The organism is Enterococcus sp. DIV1421a (assembly GCF_051711025.1).
Classification (GTDB): Bacteria; Bacillota; Bacilli; order Lactobacillales; family Enterococcaceae; genus Enterococcus_B; species Enterococcus_B hirae.
In genome coordinates this window covers 1,423,862-1,435,616 of record NZ_JBIOLU010000001.1, presented here as the reverse complement: position 1 = coordinate 1,435,616, position 11,755 = coordinate 1,423,862, and the positions used below count along the sequence as shown (strand labels likewise).

Sequence of the window (11,755 nt, the reverse complement as noted above, 5' to 3'; positions counted from 1 at the left end):
CGAAGGGTATAAGAGGAATCATCGAATTATCAATTACACAGCTACACAGCAGAAGAAGAATTGGTTAAAAAATCTGTCAATGAATTAAGAAACGTATTAAACACCGTGAGATAATTGAATGAAAAAAAGGAGAATGAACGTTTTGCTCGTTTTCCTTTTTAATTTTTTTTAGAAAAAATAGTTCTTTAGTAGAAAGTGAATTGTAATAAAATGGTAGCATATTAGGTAAAGTTTTTGGTAAATGCTTTGAAACAACAAGAAAAAAATGAAGGAGGTGATTGATTTAGAGCAGAATCAGCTTTAAAAGAATAAAAGATGACTGGTAAAATTACTAAATAAATAAATGAATGAAAGGAGATAGTATATGGAAAAGCAGAATACTCAGGAGTTAAGAAGCATATCTGATGGGCAGAAAAATACTTTAGCCAAAGATCAATCGAAGATGATAGATGCAGAGCTAACAGGCTTGCCTGAAGGAAAAGTTAATCAGAAACCGGTAAATAATATAGGGGAGTCCCTTAAAAAGAATAAGTTAGACATGGATGAAAATACTGGATGGGGCACCACAGAAAGATACTCTGAAAAAACACAACCTAATCCCCAAACTAACAGCCATTACAAATCTTTTTTAAATGAACTTATCCGCAAGTCAGCGGAAAGAAAGAGTGTACAAAATTCAGCAAATGGTTTAGAGACTGACAATATCTTAAGCAGCGGGAATTCTCAGTCCGTTATGATAAATAAATCTCTGTATCATTTGAATGGACGAGCAGGCATTATTACAAATGTCACGCCCGAGACAAGACACAATATTGATAAAACTACTGGATCTAATATCAATAGATAACCTGCATGGTCGGTTGATGAGATAAACAATTGAAAAAATAATGTAAAAATTTAAGAAGATGATTTAAATTTAAACGTCATCAGCGCCGTATGAATCAACCAAACGCACTTGAAGGGCGTGGGCCGGATTCTGTATCACGTTGATCATGTATCTTTGATTTTATATGAGGGGATATTACATAGAGCAGACGGTGGATATGTTTCTGGAAAAAACGAATATGAAAAAATTATAGATAAAAATGATTCTAAAAAAAGGCAGAATGTGGACGAACAACAGAGTGAATTTTTATTATGTTAAGGATCTACTTGGCATAATGTATACAATGTAATCAATTTTTAGTGACTCGCTACTTGTATAATAATGGTGCACTGATCCCTACAGTGTATAATAGAGAAATGCTATATCAGAAATACAATACATTTTTTGTTTCATTTAGATCGGCAGGGATTTAATTTTATGTTAATTTTTCTAATTCAGGGGAAAACAAGAAACCCCATTATTGGTTTTTCTTATTTATAATTACAAATAAAAATAAAGGAAGAAAAAAATGAAAGAATTACAACCTACAAATCCTGTTAGCGAACAAGAATCACAACCTACAAATCCTGTTAGCGAACAAGAATCACAACCTACAAATCCTGTTAACGAACAAGATATCGAAGATCGTATAAATCAATTTTTGCAACAAAATGGTGGGAATCGTCCAATAGTATCAAGCAATATTTTTTCTAGAAATAAAAAAACAAACTTAGATGTCTTAAACAAGATAGAAACGCTTGGAGACGACCAACATAGTAAACGTTTAAAAATGTTGCTTCAGGAAATGAACGAAATGCACAAAAATTTAAATAAAGGTAACTTTAAAGGCCTGTTCCTTAGAGATCGAAAAGAAAATTACGAAAACTTTATTAAAGAAGCAGGATCAGATATTTCAGAAATATTATCTTCTCAAAAAAAAATTCAATATAAAAACGCTCTTAAAATAGCACTAGCAGGACTGTCTTACCAAGATAACTCAAACCCAAAAAAAGAATTGTCTAAAGAAAATAAAGCGTGGGTAAAACTTTTTTCTCTATTCAATAAAACGCAACGTGTTTGGATAAATGGACCTGGTCCAATACAACCTGATTATGACGACAACATTAAAAAAATGCGAAATCAATCAAAAAAGTTTGATGAAATCAGAGCTATGAGGAAAGTCAAGAAACTTTCCGAAAACAAACAGGATAAAGCAATCAATAAAAACCCTTCCAAAGAAAAATCAGAAGGTTCTTTCTTAGAAAGATAGAATTCATACATAAACAATAAAAATAAAGAAAGAGCAACTAGACATATAGATTAGTCGCTCTTTCTTTATTTTTTATTTTACTCTTTTTATTGTTTCTTCGGTTATACTGTCAAACTAGATTTATTCTCTAAATTGTATCAACTCTGTGTATGCTAGCTTGTCCAACGATTTTATTGCTAATTGATTTTCGGATAAATGACGCTTTATAGAACTAAAAACTGGGTAGAAAAACAAGTATCGGTGTCATTAGCGGTCTTAGACGAGTGTTGGAATGATTCAGGTTGTTATGTCGCTGGTTTGATTGCTAACGGACGTAAACGCATGACAAAACAACACAAACAAATGGTCGAGAATTATAAGAGTGCTGTTGATCTGATCGTTAGTAAGGAGTGACTTGTATGAAATTGAAATGTAAAGATTATGATTGTAGTATGGAAAAATGTATCTCTTTTTGGAAAGATAAAAAAAGTGTTGTCCAGATTATGATTGTTTTATTGTAGAGAGTGTCACATGTGAATATTATGGAGTTTTTGTTTCTAATTTTGTAAATTATGGATATGGACTTTATAGACAGATAAAAAATTAAATCGTGTTTAAATCTTTTCAAACACGATTTAATTGATATTTTATAATACAAAAAAATTTTAAAATTTTGCAGCGGTTCAAATGAGTCATTTTTTTTATCTTTTTAGTTTGATTTCGGTTTGATAGGGGTTTAATTCACTTTGAAACTACTTTGTATAATATATATTATGTAAACTAAAATATAAAATTTTTATCTCTCTCCTTTAAAAAGCCACAAACCCTCTCTTCTTGCTATTTATTCTATTTCTTTTTACCAGATAGTATAAAAACGATTCTTTTCTTGTTCAACTAATCAGTTATATATATCTACGCATGCATAAACCATTTAGTATTAGAGCTATCCAGAAATCATTCACACCAAAAATAGATTTTGATGTGAATTTATCTATCCATATTTTGTTAGAGCGATGATTGATAGATGTATCCTAGAAAGTAGCGTTTTATCAGTCGATTAATATACCTTTAAAGTGTAAGAACGATTATATGGGGTTATAGACTGTTAAATAAAACTATGATTTATAGCAATCATTCATGCTATTTTAAGAATCCATTTACATCATTATTACGCAACAACTCAACTTAATCTTTAAAGAAATACTATAATCGAGGAACATTAGTTTTTTATCTGTCTATATTAGTATGGTTTGCTGATGCCAAAGTTAAACTAGGAGATGTTTGTGCATATCTTGCCTTAGCTTGTTCAATATTGTTTTCTAGTTTGTTTTCCAAAATTTGTTTTCTTTTAACTATATCAACTACTTTTCGAATCGATTCTAAACATTTTTCATCGACTCTTACGGCTTGATTTTCCCCACATTCTTTCGGTAAATTTTTTAGAAGTGCAACATCGTTCCATACAAAACTTCGATTAATTTCCTGCACTCCTTCAGCAATTAGGGTCGCCCGCCCCTTTTCATGATCAACCTTATATAGGTTATTGTTCCCAAAATATAGTAATGGCTCGTCTTTGTCATAACCGCTCTTGTTTTTAGCATCTAATGGATAATATACTACCGGTTCATTTTTACTCAGCCATTCCTGAAGTTTATGTTTTGAGTGATCAGTATGTTGTACCTCTCCATCATTTTGGTGATGTTCCTGGTCTTTATTGTTTAAAGAACCAACTATATTTATTAGTTCATTTTCTTTTTCTGTTGTCACCCATATAAACCGTGATTTTTTTCTATTAAACAGTTCTTCCAACCCAAATTTAATCAAGGTTGTTTCTTGATTCTGTTGTTTATTGTCTATGACTAGTTTTCTTGAACCGTCACTAAATTTAACGTTACTCGTAATCAATTTTCCATGACAATTTAGGTAGGACTTTTTTTTATTAACAATTTTCTGGCTTGAAATGATCTTATAAAGCTTCTCCTCTTTATGATCATAATATAATAACTGATTTTTCTCGGTATTTTTCGATTTTTTGGGCAGTTTCATGTGTAGTTGTTCATGAAAGTCGTTCTCGTCTCTCTGCTCAAATTGCTGATGAAACCTTAACCCATTCTCCTGTGTTAAATGTTTATGTTCTTGGATTTGATCAGCAGAAAATGCCAGAGATAAATATCGTTCCTCTGGTGATAGTTTGTCGCTTTTCTTCATCGTCATATTCCCTCTCCTTTTATGGCCTTGTATAAAAGTTCGTTTATTTACAGTCGTACTAGTTTTCTTTGCGTTTTTCAAGTAATTACTGAAACAAACAGCTTTTATCCGCTTTCCATTCTATATCTACACTTCAGCTTAAATAAAACTTTTATTTTAAAATGACAAAACAAAAAGGTCAGCATTTTCAATTTTGTTATCTGCAAATCACCTATTCACCAGCGTGCAAGGTGCAATCGGTTAAGTTGAACAATCATTCGCTGATGAAGTCTATCCAAAGATTCATAAAAAAACATCAAAGGTAGTAGTACGCCTTTGATGTCCTTAAACTTGGTTAGAATATTCATTTTAGTAATGATCCCCACTTTAAGACTAAAACAAATAATAATCACTCGTTCTTTTTATTCAATAAATCCGAAGACTATAATCATTTTATCTAGACGGGTCATTAATTTTTTGTTGAGGTTGTGGTGCAGGACGTTTCATTCTCCGTCTATTTAGAGCAGTGAGATTAGTGGCACTTTGAGTAAAGTTACCATGTTTGATTAACGCTTGAGCGTGCGTCGTCGCATCTTCTAACGAACTTCCACCTTGACTAATGTTCTCTACTGATTTTGTCTTCGTCATTTCTGCGGATTTAGTGGCAGCATGGATATTGAGTTCGCTTTTAGTAATGCTAAGAGCTTCGGTTAATGCTTTTGCGCGGTTTGTCAAATCTTCTATCGTACTTCTACCTTGAACGATATTATTTGCTTGGTTTATCTTCGCTATTTCTACAAATTTAGCGGCAACGTCGGAGGATATACTCCACTTTGAGTTGTTTGGAACGTTGGATGCTATTACTTTATCCCCTGATTTGAGCTTGCCGTTGTAAATTTGGACATTTTTAGCAACCTGCATAGCACTTTTTTGTTTAGGATCAACTAAATATAAATCGTTATCTTTCAATAAAAGTATCTTCGTATCTTTATTTCTGTTTTCATGCTTCTTGAGGTTATATACGTTATCATAATCAGGGTCTGTAGGAAAATGTTTCCGAGCCTCTTCATGATAAGCAATTTTCTTTTCCAGTTCTCCTTTTGGTAACCATATCATTCCATTTGACAACTCGAATTTAGAGAATAAATCTATTTTCACAGTTGTCTTCGGGTCCATTAATGCAATATGTGTTGCATCAGGCCAATTATAGAGGTTTTCACCAGCAATCAAATAAGCGTTTACAACTTTCGCTTTACGATCATCAATCGTTTCAATCTTTAATTTATAAAGAAAATCTTTCATTTCCCCTTCTTTATAATAGAATAGATCTTGGGCTAGATGAGGAGTTGGATTTTTTGGTATTGGCAATGATGAAAAGGCTTTAGCATTCACCATCCGACCCGATCGACTCTTTATCTGCTGTTTCTCCTCCATAATTTTAAAACCTTTTAGCCGCTGATTAATCTTTTCTAAAGTTTCCCCATCCACGCACATCGTTGCCGTTTTATCTCTTTTTTTCTCATCTCTATCTTTAGTAAAATTCCTTTCAAAGAAATTATTGGCATAAGCATTTTCCACATTGGAAGATCGGAACAGAGTAACTCTCATCCCTTGACTATTTCTTTTGTAAAATGTCCCTTTTAGATGTTCTACGTTATCAGCGATGAGTTTCGACTTCCTATTCTCTGTGTCCAATTGATAGAGATTGCCTTTGTGTAACATTAATTGAACATTCACTATGAGATCGGAGGACGTTCGCTTCGGGATCCCTATCTTGAGACTGTCACCAATGTATGTTTCATCTGGTTCTGTTATTGTACGCGCTGCTTTTTCGGCTTCTTTTGCTTTTTCGTAACGCTCATTCTTTTGGATGATATCGTACACTACACGTGAATTAACAAATAACGTGTGAGTATCCTTTGAATCATTTTTCGTCATCTTAGCGGGTACAACTAAATTCTGGTAGCTGTTTTTCTCTTTGCTTCCTTGTGTCAATTCATTATCTTTAAACTCTACATCCTCAGCAATTACATAAGCTGTTCCTTTTCTTGTTATTTGGTCAAAATTTTCAATGAAATAGAGTTTTCCATTGTTCAAGCATAATAGTTGATCGCTTGGATCATTATCTAGAATCTCATCTAGATTTTCTATTGGTTTTTTTATCTTATTGGAGAATACAGAGTTATCAGTTGCACGTTCTGAAATACTATGTGCTACCAATAGACGATAGTTCACATCAATCTTATTATTTGTCGTTTGATTTTGATCTTCCCTGATTTGCTCTTCAGAAAAACTCAGCTGTTTATACAACTCCTGCTCATTCGTTAGCGTTGTACTCTCGCTTTGATTATTTGTTTTCGGCATAGTGATTGCACCTTCCTATTTATGTTATTTTTACATAAAAACTTGTTTGTTTAGTTCCTAAACTTTTTTAAGTTCTAAGCTGTAAAACATTTCTAAAAACTAATATTTTTGGCGCACTTTGATTTTATACTTATTACCTGTAAGAAATAATCCTTCAATAAATTTCAATAATTACCTAGATGTTCCAGGTCTTGTTCCGATTGAAACGCATGAACGAGTGTCCATCTTCTGATTCTGATTCAGGAGTTGTCTTTGAGTTTGGCTTTTTCCTTTTGAGCGTTTTTGCAACTCTACTACATTATTACTTAGTTGAGGAATGTTCCTCGATTGGTTTATTTTTGCTATTTCAAAAATTTTAGAAGCTTTGTATGAAGATATTGGCCATTTCATATTTTCATTATGCGATAAGTTGGATAAGAGTATTTTATTATCTGATTTGATCTTACCATCTTCAAAATTGACATTAGCGGCAACCTTCATAGCCACCTTTGATTTATGATCAACTAAATACAAATTGGTATCTTTCAACAAAAGTGTATATACATCTTTGTTTCTATTTTCATGAGAAATCGTTTTTTGGAATTCAATAAAATACGCCACTTTCTTTTCTACTTCCCCTTTTTGTGTCCACACCAATCCCGAAAACAACTTTGGTACAGGAAATAAATTTAATTTTATATTTTTATTGATATCGTTTAATGCAAGATGGCTTTTATGAAGTTGATTATCAAGGTGTTTATTAGTAAGCAAATAAGCTTTTTGGACTTTCCCGCGATCGTTAATCTCTAACTTATAAAGAGCACGTTTGTCGTAATCGTAATAGATTGGGTCTTTATCGTTGTGAAGGTTTGGATCTTTTACTATTGTTAACTTCTTTAACGATGATATGCTATCAACATCCACCTCAGGCCAAGGTTTACTTTCTATCTGATCCTTCTTTTCCATAATTTCAAAATATTGTAATCGCTGATTGATGTTCTCTAGGGTATCGGCGCTTACATACTTCGTTTGAGTTTTTTCTCTTTTTTCTTTAGTAAAAAATGATCTTATCAAACCTATATTGTGAGACTCTTTAAGAGTATTAGGACTGAATAGCACCATTCTTAGCCCTTGCTCATTTCTCTTATAGATTGTTCCATATTGAAATTTTACGTTATCTGCGAGTAGTTTTGACTGTTTATTTTGGCGGTCAATTTGATAGAGCTTATCTTCATGCAACATTAATTGAACTTTCATTTCCGGATCCCTAGTTCCATACTTGGGGATCCCTATCTTAAGACGCTCACCAATATATGTTGGATCTGGTTGTGCTACTGTACGAGCTATCCCCTGAGTTTCTTTTGCATTTTCGAAAATCTCATTATTCTTGATAATATTGTACACTAAACTTGGACTAGCAAGTAACGTGCGAGTACCATTTTTCTTATTTTTTGTCATCTTAGGAAATTTAATTAAGGTTTGGTTGATGTTATGCTGAATGTTCGCTTGGAACAATCGTTTATCTCCATACCATACTTCCTCAGCAATTACATAAGCTTTTTTTTCTCCTTTTTGTGGGTCCAAATTTTCAATATAATAGAGTTTGCCTTTGTGTAAGCATAGTAGTTTATTCATTGGATTATCATCATGAATATTACGTATTTTTTCGCTTGGTATTTTTATATCATCGGGCAATTTAGAGAACTCATTTTGATGGTTTGAAATCATACCATCCAACAATATATGATCATTCACATCAATACGTTCACCTATTTTTTGTTGTTGATCTGTTTCGATTTCTTCTTCAGAAAAATTCAGATGTTCATACAGCTCCTGATCATTCGTTAACGTTGAACCCTCGATTTGATTATTTGTTTCCGGCATAATGATTGCACCTTCCTATTTATGTTATTTTTTGCATAAAAAATAATCATTTGTTTAGTTCTTAACCTTATTAAATATCTGGCATATAAGATTTTGTCGAAACAAAAGATTTTTTAATGCGCTTTTATTTTATAATTATTATTTGTGAGAAATAATCCATTAATTTCCATAAATAGAAATAAAAAGCACCACAAGAAATAACTTGTTATTCTCTAATTTTTTATGAATTGTCGTACCCACTTCTGCGAGCTTTAGCTGTTAACTTGTCTAAAACGACAATTTTCATTCTTAAACATCTAATGTTCAAATCTTATAATCACTAACAAATCAATAACCGACATATTCATTGATGTTATAAGTAAGTGAGCTTAATTCCTTGATAATAAACGGACTTAACCTAGCATTTCCAATAGAAAAAGATCTTAAAACACAAATGTGTTCTAAGATCTTTAGTTATATTTTACTAATTTATCATGATACTTTTATGATAAAAAAATTTCAAAGTGAATTATCAAGCTCTATTATAGCTGTGAATGTGGTTTATTTCCGGTAATCAACCAAAATACTGATGCCATAATTGTGTCAATACGGGTAGAAAGTAAATGATTACTAGTGCTGCGATGACCATCAGTAATTGCTTGCGTTGTTTCTTTCGTTTCAACAGACTACTTGTTTTGTGTAAAAAGTATGTAGCACTTTTCGCTCCAGCAGTTAGTGTTGATAGTAGCAGTGTAGGTGAGTAAGCCGTAGGGTCTTTCGTGATAGACAATAATTTCGTACCATATTCTGGATATTTTAATAATGCTTGATAAACAGCAACGATCGTGATCGTTCCCATCAAATAATTTAACAATGAATGAACTTTTTTCAAACGCTTAAACTCCTTATTTATAAATCGTATGTTATTTTTGGATAAATAAATCAACACTTTTCGGAATAATTATTTTTCTTCTTTATTTTTTTCTCCTGATTTTTCCATCCACGGAAAAGAAAAACCGATCGAATAATCTGCTTTTAGTTCTAGTACCGCATCAAACTTCCCTTTTTTGCCAGTCAACCCTTTAACTACTTTACTAGTCTTACCTTTAGACAATAATTCCCGCATCATCGTTTTCGTCAGCTTCTTCTTTGCAATCGTTGGCCAAAGTTTAAAATCACAGGAAGCATTGGTACAAGTTGCTACTTTTGGATACAACATGACGATCCCTTGTTTACACTTTGGACATCTGCCTAGTTGATCATTTTTCTTCTCCAGCGCTTTGATTTGGCGCGTTCCAGTGATTTCTTCAGATAAATCGACTGAAGTCAGTTGTTTTGGCACGGATTCGAGTAAATGAAGGATGAATTTTTTGATGTTTGCTAAAAAGACTTCGGGTGTGCCTTCATTGTTACCGATCTTTTTGAGGTATCCTTCCCACTGAGCAGTCATTTCCGCACTAGTCAACAAAGGTTCTTGAGCGACCGCTTTACAAAGAGTGATTCCTTTAGCCGTAACAGTGATTTCATTTTTAGTGACCTCGATATAGTGACGTTGCTTTAGATTTTCAATAATATTGGCTCGAGTCGCTTCTGTTCCGATTCCCTCAACTTCTTTTAAGATTTCCTGTGCTTCTTCATCATCCAATGTTTTCCCTGCCGTTTTCATCGCAGTGATTAGTGTTCCCTCGTTGTATGGTTTTGGTGGTTGGGTTTCTTTTTGAATACTTTTCAGATCAACGCAAACCACCTGACCTTTTACCACATCTGGTAATACTTGGACTTCTTTCTGTTTGCTTTTGGTTGCTAAGATCATTTGCCACCCTATTTTGATTGGGATTTTCCCTGTACTTTTTAAGCGAAGTTCTTGGACACCAGTATAAATCGTTGTTTCTTCATATACATAATTTTCGGCAAACATTGCCATAGTCGTTTTCGCTACTTGTAAATAGATGGCTTGTTGCAAACGTGATAATTGCGCAAAACGTTCCTTGGAAGGAATCGTTTTTGTTGGAATAATTGCATGGTGTTCTTGGACTTTTGTCGCATCAACATATCTTTTTTTCGACCATGTTTCAGGAGTCTCTACGCTGCTGATTCCTAAAAAATCTTTATAACGTACTAGGTTTTTCACCAAGTAGTGATGTTCATTTTCAGTAATGTAAGTAGAATCTGTCCGAGGATAGCTTAAAAATTTCTTTTCGTAGAGCCCTTGGGCAGCATCTAATGTCGCTTTGGCACTCGCCTTCATCAATTGGTTCATTTTTGTCTGGAGACTAGATAAAGAAAATAAACGTGGACTACTTAGTTGTTTTTCTTTTTTAATGACCGATAAGATCTGTCCTGATTGCTTCCCTAAATGCGCGCCTGATTTTTCAATTACTTGATGTAGCGCTTCGAGGGTTTTAAAATTCTGCTTGGGATCGATTTTCCCTGTAAACCGTCCATCATCACAACTGATCGTCGCTTCTACTTCATAGTATGGTTCTTTTTTGAAGTTTTTAATCGTTTCTTGTAACTGATAGATCATATATAGGGTTGGCGTTTGGACACGTCCTAAAGAAAAGCTGCCATCGATCCCTTTTTGTTGCAGTAAGAGACTGTATAAGGGGCTCCCGTTCATCCCGATCAACCAATCCGCATTCTGTCTAGCTTTCGCTTCTTTATATTTAGGAAAATAGCTCTCGCCTGGACGAAGGTTTTTAAAGCCTTCATAAATCGCCTCTTTTTCCAGCGAATTGATCCACAAACGTTGATACTTTTTGCTTTTGGTGAAGGCTTGTGCTTGAATGATAATCGACCAAGCAATGGCTTCTCCTTCACGGTCTCCGTCTGTGGCGATAATGATCGTATCTGCTGATTGTAATTCCTTTTTGACGATTGAAAATTGTGCTTGTTTTTCTTTCGGCACTTCATAGCGGAAGGTTTCTGGGAAAATTGGTAAGTTAGCTAAGGACCATTTACTCCAGCGTTCTTCATATGCACCAGGAGGGACCATGTCCACTAAGTGACCGAATCCATAAGTAATCGTTACTTCCCCACTAAACAACGGATCAACGATCTCATAATACCCTTCGTGACGTATTCGTTTCTTAAATGTTTCAGCATAAGCTTTTGCTTGGGAAGGTTTTTCAGCCAGTATAACAGTTTTCATTTTATCCCCTCCATGATTCTCAGTCTTAGAACAGACTTCTTTATTATGGAACAAACATTCGCATATGACAACCCAAAAACTATTTTTTCAAAAGAAA

At 33.6% G+C, this 11,755-nt stretch carries 8 protein-coding genes; 3 read left to right on the top strand and 5 right to left on the bottom strand.

Annotation, left to right across the window (positions count from 1 at the left end; all coding sequences use genetic code 11):
* The first annotated feature begins 364 nt into the window (after positions 1 to 364).
* The 3 genes from IGK21_RS06575 to IGK21_RS06565 all read left to right on the top strand — a co-directional run bounded on the left by IGK21_RS06575 (position 365) and on the right by IGK21_RS06565 (position 2,528).
* Positions 365 to 847, top strand: a complete 483-nt coding sequence (locus tag IGK21_RS06575) for a hypothetical protein (RefSeq protein ID WP_010719178.1) — start codon at positions 365 to 367, stop codon at positions 845 to 847.
* 547 nt (positions 848 to 1,394) lie between these two features.
* Positions 1,395 to 2,135 carry a hypothetical protein gene (locus tag IGK21_RS06570; RefSeq protein WP_438719099.1) on the top strand — a complete coding sequence of 247 codons (741 nt, stop codon included), beginning with the start codon at positions 1,395 to 1,397 and terminating at the stop codon, positions 2,133 to 2,135.
* 195 nt (positions 2,136 to 2,330) lie between these two features.
* Positions 2,331 to 2,528, top strand: coding sequence for a hypothetical protein (locus tag IGK21_RS06565; protein ID WP_181914978.1), 198 nt, complete (start codon positions 2,331 to 2,333; stop codon positions 2,526 to 2,528).
* Positions 2,529 to 3,341: 813 nt separating this feature from the next.
* Here IGK21_RS06565 and IGK21_RS06560 read toward each other — a convergent pair.
* From IGK21_RS06560 to topB, 5 genes are all read right to left on the bottom strand, one after another.
* On the bottom strand, positions 3,342 to 4,328 hold the full coding sequence (locus IGK21_RS06560; protein ID WP_034697928.1) for a hypothetical protein: 987 nt from the start codon (positions 4,326 to 4,328) through the stop codon (positions 3,342 to 3,344).
* 426 nt (positions 4,329 to 4,754) lie between these two features.
* Entirely contained in the window at positions 4,755 to 6,665 is a 1,911-nt protein-coding gene (locus IGK21_RS06555; protein WP_051641750.1) for a hypothetical protein, read from the bottom strand.
* 171 nt (positions 6,666 to 6,836) lie between these two features.
* Positions 6,837 to 8,528, bottom strand: a complete 1,692-nt coding sequence (locus tag IGK21_RS06550; RefSeq protein ID WP_181914977.1) for a hypothetical protein — start codon at positions 8,526 to 8,528, stop codon at positions 6,837 to 6,839.
* Between the two features lie 553 nt (positions 8,529 to 9,081).
* The gene (locus IGK21_RS06545; RefSeq protein WP_174270245.1) at positions 9,082 to 9,366 is read right to left on the bottom strand and encodes a hypothetical protein; all 285 of its coding nucleotides are present in this window, start codon (positions 9,364 to 9,366) and stop codon (positions 9,082 to 9,084) included.
* Between the two features lie 102 nt (positions 9,367 to 9,468).
* Positions 9,469 to 11,658 carry a type IA DNA topoisomerase gene (gene topB, locus IGK21_RS06540; RefSeq protein WP_181914976.1) on the bottom strand — a complete coding sequence of 730 codons (2,190 nt, stop codon included), beginning with the start codon at positions 11,656 to 11,658 and terminating at the stop codon, positions 9,469 to 9,471.
* Positions 11,659 to 11,755: the final 97 nt, after the last annotated feature.

Excerpts from the sequence above, each read along its gene's own strand:
- IGK21_RS06575 (WP_010719178.1), top strand. The coding sequence starts at position 365 with ATGGAAAAGCAGAATACTCAGGAGTTAAGAAGCATATCTGATGGGCAG.
- IGK21_RS06570 (WP_438719099.1), top strand. The coding sequence starts at position 1,395 with ATGAAAGAATTACAACCTACAAATCCTGTTAGCGAACAAGAATCACAA.
- IGK21_RS06565 (WP_181914978.1), top strand. The coding sequence starts at position 2,331 with ATGACGCTTTATAGAACTAAAAACTGGGTAGAAAAACAAGTATCGGTG.
- IGK21_RS06560 (WP_034697928.1), bottom strand. The coding sequence starts at position 4,328 with ATGACGATGAAGAAAAGCGACAAACTATCACCAGAGGAACGATATTTA.
- IGK21_RS06555 (WP_051641750.1), bottom strand. The coding sequence starts at position 6,665 with ATGCCGAAAACAAATAATCAAAGCGAGAGTACAACGCTAACGAATGAG.
- IGK21_RS06550 (WP_181914977.1), bottom strand. The coding sequence starts at position 8,528 with ATGCCGGAAACAAATAATCAAATCGAGGGTTCAACGTTAACGAATGAT.
- IGK21_RS06545 (WP_174270245.1), bottom strand. The coding sequence starts at position 9,366 with ATGGGAACGATCACGATCGTTGCTGTTTATCAAGCATTATTAAAATAT.
- topB (WP_181914976.1), bottom strand. The coding sequence starts at position 11,658 with ATGAAAACTGTTATACTGGCTGAAAAACCTTCCCAAGCAAAAGCTTAT.